General features: G+C 44.2%; 27 protein-coding genes, 2 pseudogenes and 1 riboswitch. Of the genes and pseudogenes, 20 read left to right on the top strand and 9 right to left on the bottom strand.

The annotated features are described in order from the left end of the window. From STRDD13_RS04330 to STRDD13_RS04310, 5 genes and pseudogenes are all read left to right on the top strand, one after another. A pseudogene (locus tag STRDD13_RS04330) lies at positions 1-334 on the top strand (rRNA pseudouridine synthase); the annotation flags it as partial. Beyond that, positions 331-591, top strand: coding sequence for a membrane protein insertion efficiency factor YidD (yidD, locus tag STRDD13_RS04325; protein ID WP_067102342.1), 261 nt, complete (start codon positions 331-333; stop codon positions 589-591). The pseudogene STRDD13_RS04330 and the gene yidD, both read left to right, overlap by 4 nt. Before the next feature lie 202 nt (positions 592-793). Further along, positions 794-1,336: a tRNA (cytidine(34)-2'-O)-methyltransferase gene (locus STRDD13_RS04320; protein ID WP_067102339.1), complete on the top strand. Its 543-nt coding sequence runs from the start codon at positions 794-796 to the stop codon at positions 1,334-1,336. 41 nt (positions 1,337-1,377) lie between these two features. Further along, a riboswitch (FMN riboswitch) is annotated at positions 1,378-1,585 on the top strand. Between the two features lie 65 nt (positions 1,586-1,650). Beyond that, a complete protein-coding gene (locus STRDD13_RS04315) occupies positions 1,651-2,208 on the top strand; it encodes an ECF transporter S component (RefSeq protein WP_067102336.1) in 558 nt (185 codons plus the stop codon). Then, positions 2,198-2,848, top strand: a complete 651-nt coding sequence (locus STRDD13_RS04310) for a phosphatase PAP2 family protein (RefSeq protein ID WP_067102334.1) — start codon at positions 2,198-2,200, stop codon at positions 2,846-2,848. Before STRDD13_RS04315 ends, STRDD13_RS04310 begins: the two co-directional genes overlap by 11 nt. Before the next feature lie 85 nt (positions 2,849-2,933). On the opposite strand, the gene STRDD13_RS04305 is transcribed toward STRDD13_RS04310, so the two are convergent. Both STRDD13_RS04305 and STRDD13_RS04300 read right to left on the bottom strand, forming a co-directional pair. After that, positions 2,934-4,745, bottom strand: coding sequence for an acyltransferase family protein (locus tag STRDD13_RS04305; RefSeq protein WP_067102331.1), 1,812 nt, complete (start codon positions 4,743-4,745; stop codon positions 2,934-2,936). Continuing rightward, on the bottom strand, positions 4,735-5,145 hold the full coding sequence (locus tag STRDD13_RS04300; protein WP_067102329.1) for an MORN repeat-containing protein: 411 nt from the start codon (positions 5,143-5,145) through the stop codon (positions 4,735-4,737). The genes STRDD13_RS04305 and STRDD13_RS04300 overlap by 11 nt, the downstream gene beginning before the upstream one ends. 220 nt (positions 5,146-5,365) lie before the next feature. On the opposite strand from STRDD13_RS04300, the gene STRDD13_RS04295 reads away from it, so the two are divergent. The 8 genes from STRDD13_RS04295 (at position 5,366) to STRDD13_RS04260 (ending at position 10,468) form a co-directional block, all read left to right on the top strand. Further along, positions 5,366-5,581 (top strand): YqgQ family protein, encoded by a 216-nt coding sequence (locus STRDD13_RS04295; RefSeq protein ID WP_067103187.1) that lies wholly within the window; start codon positions 5,366-5,368, stop codon positions 5,579-5,581. A gap of 1 nt (position 5,582) precedes the next feature. Further along, positions 5,583-5,966, top strand: a complete 384-nt coding sequence (locus tag STRDD13_RS04290; protein ID WP_067102325.1) for a rhodanese-like domain-containing protein — start codon at positions 5,583-5,585, stop codon at positions 5,964-5,966. Positions 5,967-6,064: 98 nt separating this feature from the next. Next, a complete protein-coding gene (gene rsmD, locus STRDD13_RS04285; protein ID WP_067102322.1) occupies positions 6,065-6,604 on the top strand; it encodes a 16S rRNA (guanine(966)-N(2))-methyltransferase RsmD in 540 nt (179 codons plus the stop codon). Beyond that, entirely contained in the window at positions 6,594-7,079 is a 486-nt protein-coding gene (coaD, locus tag STRDD13_RS04280) for a pantetheine-phosphate adenylyltransferase (RefSeq protein ID WP_067102320.1), read from the top strand. The genes rsmD and coaD overlap by 11 nt, the downstream gene beginning before the upstream one ends. Beyond that, positions 7,066-8,124, top strand: coding sequence for a SepM family pheromone-processing serine protease (locus STRDD13_RS04275; RefSeq protein ID WP_067102317.1), 1,059 nt, complete (start codon positions 7,066-7,068; stop codon positions 8,122-8,124). Before coaD ends, STRDD13_RS04275 begins: the two co-directional genes overlap by 14 nt. A 122-nt stretch (positions 8,125-8,246) precedes the next feature. Continuing rightward, positions 8,247-8,810 carry a YutD family protein gene (locus tag STRDD13_RS04270; protein ID WP_067102314.1) on the top strand — a complete coding sequence of 188 codons (564 nt, stop codon included), beginning with the start codon at positions 8,247-8,249 and terminating at the stop codon, positions 8,808-8,810. A gap of 9 nt (positions 8,811-8,819) precedes the next feature. Beyond that, positions 8,820-9,932, top strand: coding sequence for a dual-specificity RNA methyltransferase RlmN (gene rlmN / locus STRDD13_RS04265; RefSeq protein WP_067102312.1), 1,113 nt, complete (start codon positions 8,820-8,822; stop codon positions 9,930-9,932). Positions 9,933-9,934: 2 nt separating this feature from the next. Next, positions 9,935-10,468, top strand: coding sequence for a VanZ family protein (locus tag STRDD13_RS04260; protein ID WP_067102310.1), 534 nt, complete (start codon positions 9,935-9,937; stop codon positions 10,466-10,468). Positions 10,469-10,725: 257 nt separating this feature from the next. Here STRDD13_RS04260 and nadE read toward each other — a convergent pair whose 3' ends face one another. The 6 genes and pseudogenes from nadE to STRDD13_RS08730 all read right to left on the bottom strand — a co-directional run bounded on the left by nadE (position 10,726) and on the right by STRDD13_RS08730 (position 15,994). Continuing rightward, positions 10,726-11,550: an ammonia-dependent NAD(+) synthetase gene (gene nadE / locus STRDD13_RS04255; RefSeq protein ID WP_067102307.1), complete on the bottom strand. Its 825-nt coding sequence runs from the start codon at positions 11,548-11,550 to the stop codon at positions 10,726-10,728. Between the two features lie 15 nt (positions 11,551-11,565). After that, positions 11,566-13,010 (bottom strand): annotated as a pseudogene (locus STRDD13_RS04250) (nicotinate phosphoribosyltransferase). Between the two features lie 94 nt (positions 13,011-13,104). Further along, positions 13,105-13,764, bottom strand: a complete 660-nt coding sequence (locus tag STRDD13_RS08975) for a prepilin peptidase (RefSeq protein ID WP_067102304.1) — start codon at positions 13,762-13,764, stop codon at positions 13,105-13,107. Positions 13,765-13,789: 25 nt separating this feature from the next. After that, positions 13,790-14,680, bottom strand: a complete 891-nt coding sequence (locus tag STRDD13_RS04240) for a cation diffusion facilitator family transporter (protein WP_067102302.1) — start codon at positions 14,678-14,680, stop codon at positions 13,790-13,792. Next, positions 14,667-15,272: an MATE family efflux transporter gene (locus tag STRDD13_RS08735; RefSeq protein WP_231852558.1), complete on the bottom strand. Its 606-nt coding sequence runs from the start codon at positions 15,270-15,272 to the stop codon at positions 14,667-14,669. Before STRDD13_RS08735 ends, STRDD13_RS04240 begins: the two co-directional genes overlap by 14 nt. A gap of 29 nt (positions 15,273-15,301) precedes the next feature. Next, a complete protein-coding gene (locus STRDD13_RS08730; protein ID WP_231852557.1) occupies positions 15,302-15,994 on the bottom strand; it encodes an MATE family efflux transporter in 693 nt (230 codons plus the stop codon). A 145-nt stretch (positions 15,995-16,139) separates the two neighbouring features. On the opposite strand from STRDD13_RS08730, the gene STRDD13_RS04230 reads away from it, so the two are divergent. From STRDD13_RS04230 to STRDD13_RS04210, 5 genes are all read left to right on the top strand, one after another. After that, on the top strand, positions 16,140-16,667 hold the full coding sequence (locus STRDD13_RS04230) for a TetR/AcrR family transcriptional regulator (protein WP_067102299.1): 528 nt from the start codon (positions 16,140-16,142) through the stop codon (positions 16,665-16,667). Then, positions 16,664-17,626 (top strand): tRNA modification radical SAM protein MnmL/YtqA, encoded by a 963-nt coding sequence (locus tag STRDD13_RS04225; protein WP_067102296.1) that lies wholly within the window; start codon positions 16,664-16,666, stop codon positions 17,624-17,626. Before STRDD13_RS04230 ends, STRDD13_RS04225 begins: the two co-directional genes overlap by 4 nt. 196 nt (positions 17,627-17,822) lie before the next feature. Continuing rightward, positions 17,823-18,389: a tRNA 5-(aminomethyl)-2-thiouridylate-methyltransferase MnmM gene (locus tag STRDD13_RS04220; protein WP_067102293.1), complete on the top strand. Its 567-nt coding sequence runs from the start codon at positions 17,823-17,825 to the stop codon at positions 18,387-18,389. Next, the gene (locus tag STRDD13_RS04215) at positions 18,376-18,615 is read left to right on the top strand and encodes a hypothetical protein (RefSeq protein WP_067102291.1); all 240 of its coding nucleotides are present in this window, start codon (positions 18,376-18,378) and stop codon (positions 18,613-18,615) included. The genes STRDD13_RS04220 and STRDD13_RS04215 overlap by 14 nt, the downstream gene beginning before the upstream one ends. Positions 18,616-18,626: 11 nt before the next feature. Next, positions 18,627-20,684, top strand: a complete 2,058-nt coding sequence (locus STRDD13_RS04210; RefSeq protein ID WP_067102288.1) for a cation:proton antiporter — start codon at positions 18,627-18,629, stop codon at positions 20,682-20,684. Positions 20,685-20,762: 78 nt separating this feature from the next. Here STRDD13_RS04210 and STRDD13_RS04205 read toward each other — a convergent pair whose 3' ends face one another. Then, a complete protein-coding gene (locus tag STRDD13_RS04205) occupies positions 20,763-21,542 on the bottom strand; it encodes an ABC transporter ATP-binding protein (protein ID WP_067102286.1) in 780 nt (259 codons plus the stop codon). Between the two features lie 182 nt (positions 21,543-21,724). Between STRDD13_RS04205 and STRDD13_RS04200 the strand changes: the two genes are divergently transcribed. Continuing rightward, positions 21,725-23,062, top strand: a complete 1,338-nt coding sequence (locus tag STRDD13_RS04200) for a hemolysin family protein (protein ID WP_067102283.1) — start codon at positions 21,725-21,727, stop codon at positions 23,060-23,062. A 421-nt stretch (positions 23,063-23,483) separates the two neighbouring features. After that, positions 23,484-23,720 (top strand): 4Fe-4S cluster-binding domain-containing protein (locus STRDD13_RS08725; protein WP_231852556.1); only part of this gene is annotated, 237 nt, incomplete at its 3' end.

The raw sequence follows: 23,720 nt of genomic DNA, 5'->3' as shown, positions 1-23,720 counted from the left end.
TATCGCAAGGGTCCAGGGAATCGCAAACAAAGATGTTCTACGACCATTGACTCGAGGGGTTGTCATTTCCGGAAAGAAAACCCAACCAGCCATTTATGAAATTTTGAAAGTGGATCCTGTTAAAAATCGTTCAGTCGTCCAGCTAACTATTCATGAAGGGCGCAACCATCAAGTCAAGAAAATGTTTGAAGCTGTTGGTCTACGGGTGGATAAGTTGTCCCGTGTTCGATTTGGACATCTGGATCTGACCGGTCTTCGACCAGGAGAATTTCGTCGTCTCAATAAAAAAGATATTTCTCGTCTCCATACACAGGCAGTGACTAGTAAAAAATGATCGTCAGTTTTTTAAAAAAAATCGTGTATTTCTACCAAAAAAGAATCTCTCCTTTGACGCCGTCAGCTTGTCGGTACCACCCTACTTGTTCGAACTATATGCTTCAGGCGTTGGACAAACATGGGGGAAAAGGAGTATTGATGGGCTTGGCACGAATCTTTCGTTGCCATCCTTTTCTCAAGGAAGGGGAAGATCCAGTTCCGGACCATTTTACCTTGCGTCGCCATCCTGACTATCTCCCTAAAAAGAGGAGTTGAAGGAAAGAAATCATTGATACGGAAAATGAAAGAAAATCTCTCAAAATACTTGACAGGACAGGTGAGTGTGATATACTAATTTCATAGTTCATTTGTTTAAATCAAACCTGTTGTGATTTAAGTGAGTGAACGCCTGTTCACCATGCTGTTTGCTGAGCTAGACTCCGGGCAGTGTGGATTTTTTTGTTTTAAAGGGGAAGCTATGAATATCGAAGATTTGACCTATACAGAAGACAAAGCCAGAAATCACGTGGTCCTCTACCAGCCACAAATCCCACAAAATACAGGAAATATCGCCCGCACCTGCGCGGCAACCAACAGTCCCTTGCACATTATCCGTCCGATGGGCTTTCCTTTGGACGATCGAAAAATGAAGCGGGCAGGCTTGGATTATTGGGATCAATTAGATGTTCGGTTTTATGATAGCTTAGAGGAATTGATGGATGCCATTCAGGATAGTCCTGTCCACCTCGTTTCCAAATTTGCGGAGCAGACTTATTCCGATGAAAACTATCATGATGGTCGTAGTCATTTCTTTATTTTTGGACGGGAAGATAAGGGCTTACCGGAGGAATTTATGAAACGGTATGCGGATAAGACCATTCGAATTCCCATGAATGATGCGCATGTACGGTCCCTCAATGTCTCAAATGCTGTTTGTATGATCGTATACGAAGCACTTCGTCAGCAGTCTTTCGCAGGCTTGGAGCTGACTCACAGATACGAGGGTGACAAGCTAAAGTAAACAGAAGACTTGCGTTTGCAAGTCTGTTTGTGTTATGATAGAAGGGTCTTCAGGGCAGGGTGAAATTCCCGACCGGCGGTGACAAGAGAGCTTGGTTTTGAGATGAAGTGCATCTTCAGTAGATCGAAGGATCGATGCAGAAAAAGATTGCAGGTTTCTAAAAATTCAGGCTGTTTGAAGTCCGCGAGCGAAAGCTGATGAGGTGAGAATCCTCGACCGACAGTATAGTCTGGATGGGAGAAGACAAGGTCTTTTTGGTATGTCCAAATAGTCTTTGGTGCTTCTTCAATTTTTAGAAATTGGAGGAACCTGTTATGACAAATCTTCGTAAACTGACTCTAGTGGCAGTTTTATCAGCGGTATCATTTTTATTGATGCTTTACCAATTTTCCATTGGGATTGAATTCTTCAAACTTGATTTTAGTATTCTTCCCATTTTATTGGCCCTTGTTCTGTTTGATTTAAAAAGTGCGACAGCAGTCTTGCTGATTCGTTCGGTGCTCAAGCTTGCCTTAAATGGCCAAGGAGTGGAAACCTTAATTGGATTACCGATTAATATTGTAGCAGTGCTGGTCTTTATAGCAGCTTTCGCTATGATCTGGAAGAAGAGGTCAACTGTACAGAGCTTTATCCTGGCTGGCCTGGTGGGAACTGTCCTTTTGACTATTACCATGCTTCTTGTCAATTATTTCTATGCGATTCCGCTTTATGCGACCTTCGCAAATACAGATATCGAAAAAATGGTTGGGATTTTCAATTATCTCGTAACTCTTGTAATTCCCTTTAACCTTTTGGAAGGAGTGATCTGGTCTGCAACTTTTTGGGTTGTCTATACCCTGTTGCGTCCAGTCTTAAAACAATATGAAGAATAAACAAACTTTCTATTTAAGAGGGTCTTTCGCCCTCTTAATTTTTATTATATTGGGCTACGTTGTCCGCTTCTTTCCACAAAATCTTCGTGGTTTTGATGGACCGATTCAGTCTGCGATTCGAGGGGATCTCCCTCCTATGTTGACCGCTTTTTTTAGTCGCATTACTCTTTTGATGAATACACAGGTAGTCATAGTCTGGGTGGCGCTTATCCTGGTTTATTTTGCTTACCGTCGTTGGTGGAGTGAGTGTCTCCTTTTAGGAGGAAATCTTGCCTTGACAGGGATATTGGTGGTTGTATTAAAAAATATTTATCAGCGTCCACGTCCTAGTATCCTACACTTGGTAGAAGAAAAAGGCTTTTCATTCCCAAGTGGGCATGCGTTGGTTTCCCTCCTTGTCTTAGGAAGTTTGATGATCATTGTGGGTCAACGTGTGAAGAAAGAGTCTGTGAAAAGGATGGTGCAAGGATTGCTGCTTCTTTTTGCAGCAACGATTATTGTCTCTCGTGTCTATGTCGGGGTCCACTACCCTTCAGATGTGTTAGGAAGTGTCTTTTTAGGGTTTGCCCTCTTACAATTCGAGTTCCCATCTTATGACCGTCTTCGTTTTCAGTGGCGTTTTCAAAGTAAACAAAAATAACAGTGAGATATGACGGAGAGTACTTTTATCATCAAATAGAGTCTGGACGGTTGGTCCAGACTCTATTTTTAGTATCTAAGAAAACTTATTTTTGCTTGACAGGCTTGTTTTGCGCTTCTTTTAAGGCATTGGAAATCGTTTGAGCGTAGACTTGGCCCGCGTTGGATTCCAAATTGAAGTGGATGTGGTCACTATTGGTCCAAAAGGCAGGATTTTCAGTGGCAGCTTTCCACCAATCAGCAATGACGATATAGTCATATTGACCGGCTAATTGTTTTTCGTAGAGGCCGGTTTGGTAGGCAATCGATTCATTTTGATTGCTATAGTTCCCGTCATAAGGTGTTACAAAGATCAAGCGATGTCCTTTAGGAAGATTGGTCACGAGCTCATCCAAGAGAGCCTGATAATTCTGAGTCGGATTGGTTCCCAGGGCGATGACCACATCAACCGGAAGGGACTTGCTGTCATTGTAAAGTTTTAGAAGGCTGGATGCTTCAGTGAGATTGCGACTGACAGCCCCGTTGATTTGAGCTGTTGGAAGGGCCGACTTGATATATTCTTCAGCTCGTACGGTCACAGAATCCCCAATGATGACTGTCCCTTCTTTGATATTGTAATCCGTAGCACGAGAATTTTCGGCAGCAGACCGTGTTAGGGACATTCGGCTATTGGATTGATTTAGGTTATCCACCATCATTTGTTGCTCAAAGTTTCCTAAACGAGGAGCGAAAATAGTAATCAAGAGTCCAAAGAAAGCCAGGGTACCAAATCCTGTCAGGATGCTAATCCGTGAACGCTTGGATGAGGGATTCCAACCAAATACATGGACGGGCTTCCCTGCAATCATCGGCTCAAAGACATAGAATGAAAGAGCCGAGAAAAGGGTTCCAAATAGCAGGGTAAGACAAACAGCAATCCACACTCCAAATAACTCCTTAAATAGGATGAAGAAAGGCCAGTGGAAGAGATAAAGGCTGTAGGAAATATCTGAGAAAAAGGTCAGGACTTTTGGTTCTTCACGCTCTTTTGGGGTTTTCTCATGGAGGACCCGACTAGCTAAAATCATCGCAGCAGTGGAGAGACTAGCGAGCAAAAAGCCAAAGAGATAAGTCCAAATGGAATCAAAGGGTAAAAGAAGGCTAAAGATGGCTAAAAGGAACGTAGCACCAGCAAGGACAGATACGGTTTTGCGCAAGTCCCATTGCTTGGTGAGTTTTTTGATGAGCCCTGTCGTTGATTGAACCCCAGTTAGAGTGGCTAGGAGGGAACCGATAAAGAAGGGGAAGATATGGGTGAAACTGGAATAATAAATAGATGAGAAGTTACCACCAACGAAGAAACTTGAAAGGGCCATTGATAGATAGCTCACAATAAATAAGAGGAGTGAACTTAGAAAAACGATCCCTCTTAATTGTCCAACAGTCCGGACAAGCTTGGTCAATCCCCAAACAAGCAAAGCCCAGAGGATATAATAGTGCACCTCAATCGCTAAACTCCAGGTGTGCACGAATAAATGAGGCGTAAATTGATTTTCGTAGCTAGTTCCTGAGAAAATCTCAAAAAAGTTGGTCATGAATCCGAGAGCCGCAGTGATTTGACTCCCGATACTGGCTCTAAAATCATTTCGGACCAATAGTGTCAAGGGGAGAGTCACCAGAATCATTAAGACGAGAGGGGGAACAATTCGATAAAAGCGACGCTTGTAAAAAGCCAGTAGATTGATGGATTGGTTGCGGTGAAATTCGTCAATTAAAAGGGCTGTAATTAAAAAACCTGAGAAAGTAAAAAAGACATCGACACCGACAAATCCTCCTTTGAAAGGATTGATAAAAAAGTGATACAGGAGCACCAGTAAAAGTCCTGTCACCCGGATGATGGAAAACCATTTAATTCTCATTCTGATAAATTCCTTCTTTAAACGTTCCTTTGTAGACGACGTTATCTTCGGTCGTCAATGTCCCTTGCCCTTCCGCGACACCGTTCTTGAATTCTCCCTTATAGCTCCAACCGGTCTTGGATGTAAAGGTCCCTTGTCCGTTAAACAGACCATTGCTAAACTGTCCTTCGTAGACATCTCCATTCTCAAAAGTTAATTTTCCTTGGCCCGCCATTTTATTAGCTACCATTTTGCCGGAGTAGTGTAATTTTCCATTATCTAAACGAATAGTAGCGGAGGAAGACATCCGAACGAAAAAGACAGATAAGGCACATAGTATAATCAGCACCAGAGCATAGATTTCGATTCGATTCCGTGAAAGGTGAGGACGAATACGATCGAATAAGGAGTCACGATCCATAGTTTACAACTTCTCTTTCTTACAAAGTTGGTTACATTCTACCATTTTTTAAGAAAATAAAAAGACATTAAACTAGATAATTTCAAAGAAAATGAGGGCCTAAATCTGAGCCGCTATCTTTCGAATATGGCGTCAAAAAAGTGGAGAAAAGCGATGCTAGACTTGTCAGTGCGTCAAAGGGACCTTGAATTTTGGTTCGCTTTTTGATACAATTTTCACTATGAAAAGTCTTTATGATGTGCAACAATTCCTCAAACGTTTTGGGATTATTGTCTATATGGGCAGTCGTCTCTACGATATTGAGATGATGAAGATTGAGCTAGGACGGATTTATGAGGCGGGTTTAATCGATCGGTCTGACTATATTGAAGCAGATTTGATCTTGCGACGGGAGCACCGACTAGAGATGGAAATGAAAGAGAAAAGGGAGAAATAATATGGCCTTCTTACAAAGTTTATTACTGGTTATCCTTGCTTTTGTGTTGTGGTTTGCATACCGTTATTTACGCTTACGCAGTGCTGCTAAGATTTTGTCCAGTGAAGAGTTTCAAGCGATGATGCATGGTGCTCAGGTTATTGATATCCGAGAAGCGGATCTTTTCCGGGAGAAACACATTTTAGGAGCGCGAAATATTCCATACTCACAGCTTAAAATGAGTGGAAAAGCCCTTCGCAAAGACAAGCCTGTTTTGCTTTATGAAGGGGATGTGGCGACACGGGTCACACCTGCTGCGACTTATTTAAAGAAACAAGGGTACAAAGATATCTATATCCTCAATGGCGGCTTGGCTCGTTGGACGGGGAAGATAAAAACGAAATAGGTTGCGCATCGAATGGATGCATCTAGGTTTCTGACCGGCACCCCAACAGTTGGACTAAAACTCTAACAGTCGGGGTGTTTTTTGGTAAAATAGAGGATATGAGAATAGTATCTGGTGAATATGGGGGGCGTTTTCTGAAAACCCTCGATGGAAAAACGACTCGTCCCACTTCGGACAAGGTGAGGGGGGCCATGTTTAATATGATTGGGCCATATTTTAAGCAAGGTCGCGTCTTAGACCTTTATGCTGGAAGTGGTGGCTTAGCGATTGAAGCTGTTTCACGCGGAATGGACCAAGCTGTGTTGGTGGAAAGAGATCGACGAGCGCAAGCCATCATTCGGCAAAATATCATGATGACAAAGGAACATCAAAAATTTGAGCTCCTTAATATGAGTGCCGAACAAGCCTTGACGCAAGTAAAAGGACCCTTTGATCTTGTCTTTCTAGATCCACCCTATGCGAAGGAGACAATCGTTCAGACGATAACCGAGCTCTGTCAGCGAGGTCTATTGTCAGAGGATCCTCTGGTGGTATGTGAGACAGATAAGAAAGTTCAACTCCCTGATGAAATTGCTGATTTGGGGATTTGGAAAGAAAAGGTGTATGGAATTAGTAAGGTAACAGTATATGTCAGATAAGATTGGCTTGGTTACGGGATCCTTTGATCCTCCTACCAAAGGACATTTAGCCATTATCCAACGGGCCAGCCACCTGTTTGATCAGCTTTATGTCGGAATTTTTTACAATGAGAACAAGCAGGGACTGCTCAGCCTAGCGCAACGGCAGGAAATTCTTGAAAAGGTAGTAAGGGATATGCCCAATGTTGCAATCGTGACGTCTCGCCATCGCTTGGTGGTGGATGTAGCTCGTGAACTAGGAGTGACCCATTTGGTTCGTGGTCTTCGAAATGCGACTGATTTAGAATATGAAAATAACATGGAATTTTATAATCGGAATCTAGCTCCCGAGATTGAAACAGTTTATTTTACAGCCCATGCTAGTGAGCGAGAGCTTTCTTCCAGTCGTATTCGAGAGCTCATTCATTTTGGAGGGGATTACCAACCCTATGTCCCAAAAGAAGTAGTTGAGGTAGTAGAAGGTGAACAAGAATAAAAAAAGACGCTATGGCCTCTGGGTCACAACGATTGGCCTGCTCCTTTCAATCTGGGCCTTACTGGCCCTTCCTCTTCCCTATTATATCCATGCTCCCGGAGGCGCATCGGATGTGAGTCAAGTGATGACGGTGAATGGTCAAAAAGATAGTCAACCTGGCTCCTATAACTTTGTTTATATCCGAGTACAGCAGGCAACGCCACTGACCTATTTACTTGCAAGTCTGGATGACAATCAGACCATTGTGAGTGAAAGAGAGGAGCTAGGTGATTCAACCAACCAAGAATACACTCGGATTAGCCAGGTCTACATGGAAACATCGCAAAATCAGGCTACTTATCAGGCGTTGAAACTAGCAAAACGTGAAGTAACCATGGACTATCTGGGTGTCTATGTTCTGTCAGTTAGCGATACATCAACCTTTAAAGGCATCTTGCAAGTGGGAGATACCGTCACAAGCATAAACGGGCAAGAGTTTAAGGATACCAAAAGCCTGATTACCTATGTAGCTAGTTTAGAAGTAGGGAGCGATGTAACCGTAAGCTATAGTGAAAACGGGGATCAAAAAACTGCAAAGGGGAAAGTGATTCGCCTCAGCAATGGAAAAAACGGCATCGGCATTAGTTTGACGGAGCATACCCAGGTCCAATCAAAAGATCAGATTGAATTTAATACAGCTGGCATTGGAGGACCCAGTGCGGGGTTAATGTTTACCCTTTCAATTTATACTCAGCTACAGGATCCTGGTCTGCGAAATGGTCGGGTGATAGCAGGGACAGGAACCATCGAATCGGATGGTTCGGTTGGAGATATTGGAGGTGCAGCTATGAAGGTCATTTCTGCCGAACAATCCGGTGCAACTGTCTTTTTTGTTCCCAATAATCCGGTTTCGGATGAAGTGAAAAAGGCCAATCCAGATGCGAAGACGAATTATGAAGAAGCCCTGGAATCTGCTAAACGAAATCAGTTAAAGATCAAGGTTGTTCCTGTCACCAAAGTTCAGGATGCGATTGATTATCTAGAGAAAACAAAGAGCCAAGAGTAACTCGAGGCTCTTTTGCTAGCAGTTGGTGAAATGCCGAAAATACGGTATAATAAAGCAGATACCATTCAACAGAATGATGAAGTTTTCAAATAAACAAGAGAAGAAAGAAAGGGGGAGAGGAAATGAAAAAGGAAGTCACACCAGAACTTTTAAACTACAACAAATTCCCAGGTCCAGTCTTTGCACGGGTGGGGGATCAAGTCGTGTCGGAAAATATTGAATTTCATCTTCGGGAAGATTACCGATCGGCCTTTGATCAGACGGAATTTAGTCATCGTTTTTCCAATTGGATGCTCCAGTATGACTATATCGTAGGAGATTGGGGCCATGAGCAGTTGCGACTGAAAGGCTTTTATAAGGAAGAACGGGCGGTCAAAGCAGCGAAAAAAATCAGTCATTTAGAAGATTATCTACTGGAGTATTGCAACTTCGGCTGTGCGTATTTTGTCTTAGAAAATGAAGCCCCTATCCAGATCGAGCAGGATAAGGAAGATCAACCACGAAGAAAAAGGAGACGATCTTCTAATCGACAGAACCATAGTTTGAATCATCCACATTCTTTTACAGTCAAACAGGATGACAAGGACGGTAAATCGAAGCGTCGAAGACCGAAGCGAGATGGACAAGAGAAGAGAGAAGCAGGCGAAAAAAGCCGAAACAACCGTTTCGTCATTCGTCAGAAATAAGGAGAAAGAATGAAAACATCAATTTATGCCTTTAGTCGCGAGGAGTTGACTGAATGGATCTTGGAACAGGGCGAAAAGAAATTCAGGGCGGCCCAGATTTGGGAGTGGTTGTATCGAAATCGTGTGCAGTCTTTTGAGGAAATGACCAACCTCCCAAAAAGCTTAATTGCTTTGCTGCAGCAACATTTTTGTGTCAATCCATTGAAACAACGTATCGTGCAAGAGTCAAAGGACGGGACGGTTAAGTATCTGTTTGAACTACCAGATGGGATGTTGATTGAGACGGTTCTCATGCGGCAGCATTATGGTCTGTCAGTCTGTGTGACGACTCAGGTGGGCTGCAATATCGGCTGTACCTTCTGCGCGTCTGGTCTGATTAAAAAGCAGAGAGATTTGAATGCCGGGGAAATCGTGGCGCAAATTATGTTGGTACAAGCTTACTTTGACCAACGTGGCCAGGATGAGCGAGTGAGTCACATTGTCGTAATGGGAATTGGAGAGCCTTTTGATAATTACGACAATGTCTTGAACTTCGTTCGGATTGTCAATGACGATAAGGGGCTAGGGATTGGAGCACGTCACATCACTGTATCCACTTCCGGTTTGGCTCCGAAAATTCGTCAGTTTGCCGATGAAGGAGTTCAGGTTAATTTGGCCATCTCTCTCCATGCTCCCAATAATACCATTCGGTCAAATATCATGCGGATTAACAACAAATTTCCTTTGGACGAGCTCTTTGCGGCGATTGAATACTATGTGCAGCGGACCAACCGTCGTGTAACCTTTGAATACATCATGCTCAATGAAGTAAATGATGGAGTGGAACAAGCCCAGGAATTAGCAGATTTGACACAAAACATTCGCAAGTTATCCTATGTCAATCTTATTCCCTACAACCCTGTCAGTGAACATGATCAGTATAGTCGCTCGACTCAAGATCGTGTCCAAGCTTTTTATGATCGCTTAAAAAAGAATGGCGTTAATTGTGTGGTCCGACAAGAGCATGGGACAGATATTGATGCAGCATGTGGCCAGTTGCGCTCTAATACAATGAAGCGGGATCGCGAAACTGCAAAAGCCCGGATTGCTGCGGCAAAAGCGAAAGCTGGATTGGCTGGGTAAGCATGAAGCCTGAATGGACAAAGGGAATGGAGCTGACAAGGAGATGGCGAAAGCGAATAGTCGTTTTCGTTGGAGTCTATTTCTTGCTCCTTTCCTGGATGTGTTTCTTACCTCAGTCTACTTATCCCCAATTGAAGCACTTTGAAACGCCTGGTATTTTTCGGATCGGCCGCATGGTCTTTCTCCTAACCCCTTTTAACTCCTTTATAAACGGTCATGAAGTCCAATCCTTCGGTGATTTTGTATGGATCCTCTTGCAAAATGTGGCTAATATTTTCTTGCTGACACCATTGATCTTGGGCTTACTCTTTTTAATCCCCCGTCTAAGAAGCTGGAAACGTGTTTTCTGGGTAAGCTTTTTGATCTCCTGTTTCATAGAGGGGACACAGCTCGTCGTCGATTTGCTATTTGACGCCAATCGTGTATTTGAAACCGATGATTTAATGACCAATACAGTCGGCGGACTCCTTGCTTATGGCCTCTTTTTATTCCTCCAAAGGATGGTCGACGGAAAAGGTCATCGTCTAGAAAAATAAGCTCGAAAAGGGATCAGAAGGTCATCGAACGATCCAGGATACCAGAGAAAGGACGCTTCAACTTTTCTAAGTCAAAAAAGAGGCTGGGACAAAAGTCCTAGCCTCTCCATTGTTTTTGGATTGTCGAGCAAGACGCAGTGGGTGAGTGGTCTCTAGTAGGCTGATTTCATCAGCTTTTACAGCCCGACTCAACTGTGCGGAGGTGGGACGACGAAATCGAATTCTAACGAATGACCGATTTCTGTCCCCCTCTCTTTTTATTTCCAAAATTCATCAAAGACGGTAATCGGTAGGTGCCGTTTGTGCTCTGTTTTTTTCCACCAGTTCTCGATGATTTCTTGGGCGGCAGGATCTATTTTTTTCCCTTCCAAATAGTCGTCGATTTGATCGTAGCTGACACCGAGGGCAACTTCATCTGCTAGACCAGGTTTATTTTCCTCTAAATCAGCGGTTGGTACCTTTAAATAGAGGGCTGGGTCAGCTCCGAGCTCTTTGAGGAGTTGTTTTCCTTGTCGTTTATTCAAGCGGAACAGTGGGAGAATATCCGCGCCCCCATCTCCGAATTTTGTAAAGAAACCAGTGATGTTTTCAGCGGCATGGTCTGTCCCGATGACTGCACCATTGTAGCTACCTGCTAGACCGTATTGGGCAATCATCCGGCAACGGGCCTTGATATTCCCCTTGTTAAAGTCTGAGATCGTTGCGCCTGTTTGTTCAAGGGCTGTAGCCATTGCATCGGCGGGCTCTTTGATATTGACGACTAGGCTCACATCAGGTTGGATAAAGGCTAAAGCTCGTTGGGCATCCTCCTCATCCGCTTGTACCCCATATGGGAGGCGAACCGCAATAAACTGATAGCTCTCATCACTTGTTTCTGCTCGCATTTCTTCCATCGCGAGTTGGGCAAGGCGACCCGCTAGACTGGAATCTTGGCCACCAGAGATACCGAGTATAAAAGTTTTCAAGAAGGGATGTTTCTTTAAATAATCTTTTAAAAAATCAATCGAGCGTCGTATCTCTACGCGCGGGTCTATCGTTGGTAAAACGCCCAATTCTTTGATAATTTTTTCTTGCAGTGTCATTTTGCTCTCCTTCACTTAACGAGCGACCTGTTTGCGGATGGTATCAATCAATTCCATCTTATGTTCCCAAACGTCTTGGGCCAAGTCTACAGGGTATTCTTGTGGATTCAAAACGCGCTTATACTCATCCCAAAGTTGATCAAATACTTGGGATGCGTGTGTTTGAATCTCTTGGAGGCTTGGTGAAAAGTAGACTTGTTTTCCTTCTTCAAAAATGGGTACCAAGAGAGGCACAGCTTCAAAATTCTTGACGGTTTTATTGATATAGGTATAGGTAGGATGGAACATGTGGATCTCATCTAGCTGACTGACATCTTGGTCAGCAAACGTGATGTAGTCTCCTTCCGACTTCCCTTTTTCTTTAGAAGTGATGCGCCAAACCTGTTTTTTCCTGGAGTGGAGACTTTTTCAGCATTTGAAGAGAGTTTGATGGTGTCTTCCATTTCCCCTTTTTCATTTTCAATGGAGACAATCTTGTACACTGCTCCTAAAGCTGGTTGATCGTAAGCGGTGATGAGTTTTGTTCCGACACCCCAAACATCGATTTTCGCCTTTTGCATCTTGAGATTGAGGATAGTATTTTCATCAAGGTCATTGGAGGCGTATATTTTGGCTTCTGTAAATCCAGCATCATCTAACTGTTGGCGTACCTTTTTAGAGATAAAGGCCATGTCACCAGAGTCGATACGGACACCTTGGAAATGAATTTGATCTCCGAGCTCTTTTGCGACTTGAATGGCAGCTGGGACACCGATTTTTAAGGTATCATAGGTATCTACGAGGAACACGCAGTTTCGATGAGTTTTGGCATAGGCCTTAAAAGCCTGGTAATCATTGCCATATGCCTGAACCAGGGAGTGCGCGTGCGTCCCAGAGACAGGAATACCAAATAGTTTCCCAGCTCGAACATTGGATGTAGCATTAGCCCCTCCAATAAAGGCAGCACGAGTCCCCCAAATGGCAGCATCCATCTCTTGTGCACGACGGGTGCCAAATTCGAGCAGGGGTTCATCTTCTATGACGGTTTTGATCCGTCGTGCCTTGGTTGCGATGAGGGTTTGGTAGTTGACGATGTTTAAGATGGCTGTTTCGACCAACTGGCACTGAGCCAATGGTCCTTCTATTTGTAAAATGGGTTCATTCGCAAAGACGAGATCCCCTTCTCTTGCCGAGCGGACAGATAAGTCCATGGTGAGATCGGCGAGATAGTTTAAGAAATTCTCAGGGTAGCCTAGCTCCTTTAGGTAAGCCAGGTCTGTTTCTGAAAATTGGAATTGATTGAGATAGCGGATAACCCGTTCTAACCCTGCGAAAACGGCATAGCCATTTTGGAAAGGTTCCTTTCGAAAGTAAACCTCAAATACCGCATGCTTATTGTGAATGTTTTGTTCAAAGTAGACCTGCATCATGTTGATTTGGTAGAGGTCCGTGTGTAGTGTATAACTATCGTCTGGAAACATAAACTGTCCTCCTGTTTAGATAGTTTTTATTATAGCATATTTTATATAGTGGTGGGCAGATAGAGGATGCAGATTGTTGGACCTGTAAGCTGACTCAGAAGCCTAAACCTAGAAGGCTGCTCATCAGGAAACCAGCGAAAAGAAAAGGGACAAAAGGAAGGGGTTCCCGCTTGTTTTTTAGAAAAAAGTAGACGACGAGGGCGCTAAAGCTTGCGAATTGAATCGTCCAGACTAAGTCATAGAGAGGTTGGATTAGGGAGAGACTAGCGAGGTAGAGAAAGTCGCCGGCCCCTATATTAAGAGAAAGCTTTTCCGTCAGATATGCCATGCCTATCAAAATAAGGAAGAGGTGGTGGATCCCAGTAAAACACGTGGTAAGAGCCGTCAGACCAAACCAGATGAATAAGGGATAGGACTTGTTTTTTAGATCGTACAAAGACAAAAGGAGACTCAGAACCCAAACAAGAGCCTGAGGAATGGAGAGGATCTGCTCATAAAGGAAAAGGGTGATGAGCATGAGGCAAAGCTCCAAACCTGCATACCAGAAGGGGGTTCGTTCTTTGCAGTAACGGCATCGAAATCCGAGGCTCAGCTGGGAAAGGATTGGGATTAGATCCCAAACGTTTAACCGATGCTGGCAATGGTCGCAGTGACTCGCTGGTGAGAGGATGGAAGTGTGAGGAAAGCGGTCGATGATGACCCCTAGAAAGGAGCCTAAACTTGCACCGAGACAAGATAATAACACTATATTCATACTTTTTTATTCGAAAAAGAAATTGTTAGTGTGCATGGTGGTGGGCAGATACTGTGGTTAGAGGTTTTCGTTTGTGCAGGTCATGTTCTTTACAAGACTGATCAAACTCGATGGTAATTGTAGAAATTTGGTTTTCCCTGCAAAGGGTGCGTACAGCTTTTTTGGTTCCTTCTCCTTGATGGACATCATGAAGGGTTACATGGATGATTGCGTGGTTTTCAAGTCCATCCATGGACCAGACCGAAACCTGGTTGACAGCCTGAATATTCGGAATTTCTTTCAGTTCATCCAAGAGCTTTTCTAGGTTTAGGTGCTCAGGGACAGCTGCCAAAAAGATCTTGAGATTTTTCCAAAAGGAAGGAAGGGATTTGCTCAGGATAAAACCAGAAATGGCCAAAGATAGGAGAGGATCTAAGATATACCAATCTGTGATATGTAAGATCAGGGAGACCAGAATCACAGCCAACCAACCTAAGATATCTTCCAGGAAATGCAGGGACAAAACAGCTTCGTTCTTGGTTTGCCCCTTACGGATCATGAGGCTAGCCAGAAGATTAATGGTAATAGCGATGATACCAAGCCAAAGGGTTCCGTTGTAGTTGACCACTTCAGGGTGGAGAAGTTTTGGGATATTTTCTAAGATGACAAAGGTGGATCCGATGATGAGGATAAGACCAGTAATGATTGCTCCTAGTAGGCTAAAACGCTTGTAACCTAAAGTATAGTGGTGGTCTTCTTCCCGGTTGGAGATCCCTTCTAAGTAGGCAGAGGCTCCGATGGCGATAGCGTCTCCTAGATCATGAACGGCATCTGATAAAACGGCACTTGAATGAAAGAGACTACCAAAAATCACCTCAATGATGGCAAAGGAGAAGTTGAGAAAAAAGGCAATCAGGATATTTCTATAGGATTTCATGTTTTGGATTCCTTTCTAACGTGTGGACCTTCTGGAAAAACCTATTGGCTAAGAACAATGAGCGAAGGGTCAAATCAATCCCGATGGCAATCCAGATACCACGAATCCCCCATCCAGAAACTTGACCGAGGATCCAAATGCCCAGGACACGTATCCCCCACATTCCTAAAAGGGTAGTGACAAGAGGTGTTTTGGTGTCTCCTGCACCTTGTAATGCCGCAGGCAAAATCAAACTAAGAGCTAAAACCGGCTGGTTTATAGCCGCGATATGAAGGGCTGTAATGGTCTGTGCGCTTGCGCTAGTATCTGTCGTGAAAAGCTGGGTCAAATCAGGCGCTAGAATCCATAAGACAAGTCCTAGTAAGGACATCAGGAAAACCCCGCAGGCAGATGCCTTGACTGTATAAGAAAGAGCCTGACATGGTTTATGTTCCCCGACGGACATTCCCACGAGGACGCTGACGGCCGTTGCGAGTCCGTATGCAGGCATGTAGGTAAAGGACTCAATCGTCCCAGCTATAGTGTGGGCAGCAAAGGTCTTGCTTCCCATAGAGACAATCAGACTAAAATAAAGAACTTGTCCCAGCCTCATGGCCAGACGTTCAAGGCTAGCTGGGAAAGCTAGAGAGAGGAAGGGGCGAAGAGAAACCGCTTGCTGTCCTTGCCAAGAGATGCGAGCCTGTGTTTGTTGTAGGCGATAAAAAGTAAAAGACTTCCGAACAGACGAGCAAGGACCGTCCCAAGGGCTGTTCCTAAGACACCTAAGGCTGGAAAGGGTTCTATGCCAAAAATCAGGATGGCGTCTAGTGCGATATTGATTAGATTCACGAATAGGCCAATGACGAGGGGAGTTTTAGCATCACCTGTTGCCCGAATCATAGCCGCAAAAACCGTGGATAAACCAAGAAAGATACTGCCTCCTCCCACCCAGAAGAAATAAACCAGCGCCTGGGGGAATTCGGGACCGCTAGCCCCTACCAGCCTCAAAAGATTGGAGCCTAAAAGGAGAGATACGATTCCTAATAGACCCGATAAGACTAGCGTTACGAGGAAAATTTGGCAGGAGTAGCGACCGAGCTGTCTGACCTTCTTTTGGCCTAAACTTTGGGCGATCAGCGTGGTGGCAGCAATCCCCACAGCGATAAAAAGAGCTTGGTAAACGGATAAGATCGTATTGGCTAAACCAACTGCTGTCACAGCTACGAGGCCAATCTGGGCAATCATCCAAGCATCTACGAAAGAGACGAGGGTCTGAAGGAGGTTATCCAGCGTCGCTGGGATAGCTAGGTGGAGGATTTTTTTGAGGTCATACATATCAAGACTCCTGCAAAATTCAATGAAATGAGGTATAATATACGGAACAGTTTCTTCTATTCTATTATGGCAATCGTAGAAGGAAAAGAAAAGGAGCAAAATGGGCAGAAGGTTCATTATTGAACAATTTGTCTAAAATGTACAGATGGATAGACGGATTACACGAACCAAGCGAGCGATTTACCAAGCTTTCGTAGACTTGCTTAATGAAAAAGGATATGGGACCATGACGGTCCAAGATATTATTGACCGGGCGGATGTCGGTCGTTCGACCTTTTATATGCACTATGAGAGCAAGGAAACCTTGTTGGACGCCCTCTGTCAGGAGCTTTTTCACCATATTTTCATGAAAAAATCTACAGAAGACCTGGAAGTTTTTCAGTTTATCGAGCATATCATGGTGCATTTTAAGGAAAATCAGGACAAAATTGCGAGTCTGTTTTTGTCTGACAATGCGAGTTTTATGCTCCGTTTGAAAGAAGAAATCGCCCACCATATCTATCCACTGGTAGCCGATGATTACTTGTCTGGACTACGCCACCTACCGCAGGACTTTGTCAAAAATTACGTAGTGACGACCTTTACCGAGACGGTCAAATGGTGGCTCCGTCAGCGTAAACGTCTGTCAGAAAGCACCATCACACACTATTTTTTAGATACCTTACACGCATGAAACGATACAATACCTTAAATGATTATTACCGAACCCTCTTCGGAGAAAAGACCTTTAAAGTGCCGATTGATGCGGGTTTTGACTGTCCGAATCGAGATGGAACGGTGGCTAAAGGTGGCTGTACTTTTTGTACGGTTTCAGGTTCAGGAGATGCCATTGTAGCCCCCGAGGCACCTATCCGTGAGCAATTTTACCATGAGATTGACTTTATGCACCGCAAGTGGCCAGATGTCAAGAAATACCTGGTCTATTTTCAAAATTTCACCAACACCCATGAGAAAGTAGAGATCATCCGGGAACGCTATGAGCAAGCGATCAATGAACCAGGAGTTGTGGGCATCAATATCGGAACGCGTCCAGACTGCCTACCGGATGAAACCCTCGCCTATCTGGCTGAACTATCTGATCGCATGCACGTGACCTTAGAACTGGGTTTGCAAACGACCTATGAAGCTACTTCAGAGTTGATCAACCGGGCCCACTCTTATGAGCTTTATGTAGAAACGGTCAAGCGCGTGCGAGAGTTGGCTCCCAAGGTGGAGATCGTCAGTCACCTCATCAATGGACTTCCTGGAGAAACTCATGAGATGATGCTGGAGAATGTCCGCCGGTGCGTGACAGATAATGAGATCAATGGGATCAAGCTTCACCTCCTCCATCTCATGACCAATACGCGCATGCAACGAGATTACCACGAGGGACGTTTGCAGCTCATGAGTCAGGAGGATTATGTCCAGGTCATCTGCGATCAACTGGAAATCATCCCCAAGCATATGGTCATCCATCGCATCACAGGTGATGCCCCTCGAGATATGTTGATAGGTCCCATGTGGAGTCTCAATAAATGGGAAGTTTTGAATGCCATCGACCGTGAAATGGAGCGCCGGGGAAGCGTGCAGGGGTGTAAGGCAGCTCCTCAACCAGTTTGTTCGAGCAAGAATGAAGAGAAATTTCAATGATTTATCTCGTGCTTGTATTGTGTTCGAATCTCCTGGTATTCCTCGTGTCCCCTGTTTTAGGGCACTTGTATAGCTAGGGTCTTCCCTCAGTAAGAAGAAGTCGTTCTTTGGGGATTCCCTCTCTTGATGGAGCTGTTTTCCGATCAAATGTTAATGAAGTCGATTTGACAAGTACAAAAAGAAAGAAGGCTCTGGTATGATCAAACGTCCGATTCACCTGTCCCATGAGTTTTTAGCAGACATTTTAGATGACCAAAGTGTGGCAGTAGACGCCACCATGGGGAATGGCCATGACACAGCTTTTCTAGCGGGTCTTGCTCAGAAAGTTTATGCCTTTGACGTCCAGGAACAAGCTTTGCAAAAAACGCAAGAACGACTGGACCAGCAAGGATTGACCAATGTTGAGCTGATTTTGGATGGTCATGAGCACCTAGACCAGTATGTCAAAGAGCCCATTCGAGCGGCTATTTTTAATCTGGGTTATCTACCCAGTGCGGATAAGTCCATTATTACTCAGCCCCTTACGACCCTAGAAGCCATCCAACAAATTTTGGAGCGCTTGGAAGTCGGAGGGCGCCTGTCTATCATGATTTATTATGGTCATGAGGGGGGAGATGTGGAGAAAGATGCTGTTTTGGACTTTGTGAAGCACTTGGACCAAAAGCTCTATACCGTCATGCTCTACCAACCCCTGAATCAAATCCATACACCCCCTTTTCTGATCATGATTGAAAAAATAGGAGAAAAAAATGAATCAAAATGAATTGAATGAACGGTTGTTGCTGATGCGAAAGCAGTATATGGACAATCGTGAAAACCAAACGGTGAGCTGTCAACCCTCAAAGCAAATGAAGAAAATTAAGAAGCGAATTGTGGAATTGGAGACGGAGCGTTGCCATCGGATCGTGGATCATGAGGATGTCTCTGTCGTGGACCAAAAAATTGTGGAGCAAAAACGATTGTTTCAAGAATTGGCTACTAAAAAGTAAGGAGGGCAATGATGGAACACCTCCTTTTGTATGCCATTGTCTTTATCGCCCTGCTTTCTGGTTCTAATATTTTGAATCGGCTTTTTCCCCGGTTTCCTTTACCCTTGATTCAAGTGGGACTGGGGGTTGTTTTGGGCTGGATTTTACGTGACCAGACCTTTAGGATTAATTCAGACTTGTTTTTGGCTGTCGTCATCGGTCCCTTGCTATTTCGAGAAGCGGCAGAGAGTGATGTGACGAGCGTCTTAAAGCAATGGCGGATGATTCTTTTTCTCATATTTCCAGTAGTCTTTCTGACGACCTTGGGACTTGGAGGACTGGGTCATGCCTTGGTGGGGACGATTTCTCTTGCAGCGATGTGTGCGGGAGGAGCAGCTCTTGGGCCAACAGACTTAGTGGCCTTTTCCTCCCTATCAGGGAGATTTTCCTTCCCCAAGAGGATATCGGATATATTAAAAGGGGAGGGCTTGTTGAATGACGCCTCCGGCTTGGTGGCCTTTCAAGTGGCGGTAACGGCTCTAACCACGGGGGAGTTTTCTCTCAGTGAAGCAGGGACCTCACTCCTCTTATCCGTGTTGGGAGGCTTCCTAGTGGGTGGTTTCTTTGGTCTTCTTCAAGGGTTTTTCATTCGCCTCCTCAAGGATTTTAAGGTGTTGGACAGTATTTCAGTCTTGTTATTGGAACTGGGCCTTCCTTTAGTGACCTTCTTTGTAGCGGAGGAGATTCATGTCTCAGGGATTATCGCTGTCGTCGTAGCGGGAATTCTCAATGCTGCTCGTTTTAAGCGAATTACTCTATTAGCGGCAGAAGTCGACACGGTCACAGAAACGGTTTGGGAGACGGTCACCTTTGCCCTTAATGGCTTTGTCTTTATCATCTTGGGGCTGGAGTTGGTTCATATTGCGGGTCCTATTTTAACGGAGTCGATATACAATACCCAGAGTCTCGTCTTGTTGGTGATCGTGTTAACCGTTGCCTTGTTTTTGATTCGGTTTTTGAGTTTGTGGCTGTTTTTTGCTTTGTCTATCAAGCGTCTGCGTCGGCCCCTCCCTACCTATATGAAGGAGATTTTGACCTTAACCTTCTCTGGTGTAAAGGGAACAGTGTCAATCGCGACCATCTTTTTGATCCCAAGTAGTATCTCGGTCGTCGTCTATTCTCAACTGCTCTTTCTTGTGGCAGGTGTGACCCTCTTATCGTTTTTGACAGGGGTTGTCGTGCTTCCTCATCTTGCCAAGCCTAAACTTAGTCAAGAAAACCATAGTATGCAAATTGCGATTTTAAATGAAGTAGTGAGTCAGTTAAAGGATGATTTGAAGGAATCGGAATTGAATCTATCCGTTTATTCAGCGATTGATAACTATCAGCTACGAATCGAACAATTGATTTGGCAACAAGAGGACCAACAGATCCAGCAGGACTTGGCTGCTTTACAAGTGATGATGCTGTCCATTGAGCGGGATGCGCTTGAGCAGGCATTGAGCGAAGGGCGGATTGGAGAGCGAGGCTATCGTCTCTATCAGGCTTATTTGGGAAATATGGAACACCAGATCAACCGTAACTTTGCTTCTCAAGTTCGGTATAGTCTGACGCTTTTGCTACGGACCATGCGCAATCTCCTGCAACGCATGTGGAACTTGAGACTGCTTTTAAAGAGCAGAAGGAGAATGGGTGTCCTCAATGAGCAAGAAAAGGATGAGATTGCAGAGCTGTATTTGGGTACGACTCAAATTATTCTAGAAAGTTTGGCAGATGTCAAACCGATTTATGGTCGTGAACTGGTCGAGTTTCTACAAGATGCTCGTTTGCGAGAGGCGGAAATCATTGGGACTGGCGCTTTTGTTGAGCGAATCATTGAACGCGTCAAGCCGACCAACATCGATGAAATGTTGCGAGGATATTACTTGGAACGAAAAGCCATTGCGGAATATGAAGCAGATGAACGCATTAGCCACCGTTATGCGAAGCGCCTTCGAAAAGAAGTGAATGAGTTGGAATCCTACTCTCTGAAGGAGAATCTCAACTCCCTTCCCTATGAATTGATGAATTTAGCCCGGGGAGGTAGATAAAAAAACAGACAGCTTTCGAGTCTTGGGACAAAAAAGCTGTCTGTTTTTTATAGGTTAGAAGAAATGAAGAAAAAAGTTTTAGAGGATGGGTTTGATGAAGAGGCGGTCTTGTCCAAGATCAATTAGTTCAACGGGTGAATCATAGAAGTTAGAGAGGGTCTCTACGGTCAGGACTTCGTTTTTCGGTCCTTGGGCTACGATACGACCTTGGGAGATGAGGAGGACATGGGTGAAAAGATGGGTGATTTCTTCAGCATGATGGGTGACATAGATGAGGGCAGGTGCCTGGTCTAAGCTGTCGATTCGCTCGATTTGTTTTAAGAGTTTCTCCCTCGCTAGGAGGTCTAGCCCGACAGTTGCTTCATCTAAAATCAAGAGATCGGGATTGTCCATCAAGCTCCGAGCAATAAGGAGCAGTTGTTTTTCACCCTGGGATAAGGAGCGGTAGCGACGACTAATCAGATGGCCGCCATCTAGATCGCGTAAAAGGGTCCGTGCTTCTTCGAGATCGGATTCGGAATATTCCTGATAGAGGATAGAGGATTTGTAGCGCCCAGTGAGGACGATTTGCTCTGCTGAGAGATGCTGCGGGAATCGCTCTGCTAAAAAGGAACCAACGATTCCGATCCGTTGACGGAGCTTTGGGATATCCCCTTGTCCAAAATGCGTTCCAAGAACTGTTAACTCCCCTTCTGACTTCCAAAACTCGGCTAGTAAAATGCGGAGTAAGGTCGATTTTCCAGCTCCATTTAAGCCAAGAATGGCCCATCGCTCTCCTTTTTTAAACTCCCAATTGAGCTGATCCAAAATAGTTTTTCCGTCTTTTTTGTAGGAAAGGTCTTGCATAGAAAGAATCATGTGTGCCTCCTTTTGGACTATTGTAGCATAGATAAGAAAGCCGGTAAAGGAAGTGGAAAGATAGAAGGCGCTTCTAGTTTGATTCGGTCGATCATCTGAGCTAACTTTTGAATGAAGCGCACTTTTCTTTTTTAAAATGTGGTATAATAAAAGCATTACTTTATTTTTTATAGGAGAACATCATGGAAGACCCCGGTAGTCAGACCATTTATTTGCAATTTAGTTTACTTATTGTTTTAACCCTGCTCAATGGGTTTTTCTCAGCATCAGAGATGGCCTTGGTGTCCTTGAATCGGCAACGTGTCGAGCAAAAGGCGGAAGAGGGCGATAAAAAGTATGTTCGTCTCTTAAAGGTTCTTCAAGAACCCAATACTTTTTTATCAACCATTCAGGTTGGAATCACCTTTATCGGTCTTTTGCAAGGGGCCAGCTTATCTGCCAGCCTAGGGGACTTGTTTGCTTCTTGGATGGGCAATTCGGAATGGGCTCGAACAGCTGGTAGCCTCATTTCCCTAGTCTTTTTGACCTATATCTCCATTGTTTTGGGAGAACTTTATCCAAAACGGATTGCCATGAATATGAAGGAAAATCTAGCAATCCGGACGGCTCCGGTCATTGTCTTACTTGGGAAAATCGTAAGTCCCTTTGTCTGGCTTTTATCTGCTTCTACGAATTTGTTGAGTCGAATCACACCGATGACATTTGATGATGCGGATGAAAAAATGACGCGGGATGAGATTGAATATATGCTGACCAATTCAGAGGAAACATTGGATGAGTCTGAAATTGATATGCTACAAGGGATTTTTTCTCTAGACGAAATTCGAGCACGTGTGGTGATGGTCCCGCGGACGGATGCTTTTATGGTGGACATCAATGATGATCCTCTAGAGGTGGTCAAGGAAATCCTCCGTGAAAATTATTCGAGGATACCGGTCTATGATGACGACAAGGACAATGTTATTGGGATTTTACATACGAAGAATCTCTTGCAAGCTGGTTTTGAATTAGGTTTTGAAAACATCAATCTTCGCCGCATCATGCAAGAAGCCCTCTATGTACCGGAAACGATTTTTGTTGATGACCTTTTGACACAGTTTCGTTCGGAGCAAAAGCAAATGGCCATCGTCTTGGACGAATATGGCGGTGTCTCAGGATTAGTGACCTTGGAAGACTTATTGGAAGAGATTGTTGGTGAGATTGAAGACGAGACAGATAAGGCGGAGATCCAAGTTCGTGAAATTGCTGATCAAACCTATATTGTCCAAGGGAACATGACACTCAATGAATTTAACGAATACTTTGATACAGAGTTAGAGAGTGACGAAGTGGATACGATTGCTGGCTTTTATCTGTCAGGGCTTGGGACCATTCCGAGTCAGGAAGAAAAGGAGAGTCATGAGGTTGAAAGCAATCACAAGCACCTGACGATCATTAATGATAAAGTCAAGAATGGTCGTGTGACGAAGTTAAAAGTTCTGATCACCCCAGTAACTGTGATGGACCAAGATGAGGAATAAGATCGCTTGTCTGAAACAGTAGCAGTAAAAGTGGATAAAAGGTAACGATTCAAAAAGCTTTGAGGATGAAAGCGAATGCTGATTTTCTCAAGCTTTTTATTTTGGGAGAAAGAGCAGACGAAAATAATCGGTCTGTATCTAAGAACAGATATGAAAAAGAAATCAATCTCCCTTGTTCAACCGGACGTATTCCAAATTTTTGAAATCAAGAAACAGTACTGTCTGCTAAAGGTTGATATAAGGCTAACCTCAAAGTAGATGAAATTCCACCGTGTCACGAAGCCATTCTCACCTTTTCTTCAGATGGTTGGTTTTTGGTCGATCCTTTTTCCTTTTTGCTTAGGTGATAGAAACTTTCGATTCGGAATTCGGAAATAAAGAGACAGACATGCTATAATAAAGGTAATGAGAAGGAGAGAGTATGGTAGAAGGAATCGATTACAAAAAGGTAACGGGATTGATTAATTCGACAGAGAGTTTCGGATCTGTGGATGGTCCGGGGGTCCGCTTTGTCATCTTTATGCAAGGATGCCAGATGCGTTGTCAATACTGTCATAATCCGGATACTTGGGATATGGTCAACCCTCGTGCAGAAGAGCGCACTGCAGAAGATGTATTAAACGAAGCGCTACGTTATAAAGGCTTTTGGGGACAAGAT

This window comes from Streptococcus sp. DD13 (assembly GCF_001578875.1).
In the GTDB taxonomy this organism is placed as follows: Bacteria; Bacillota; Bacilli; order Lactobacillales; family Streptococcaceae; genus Streptococcus.
Note: the sequence above shows the minus strand (reverse complement) of the source record. Positions and strands in the feature narration are given on the sequence as shown.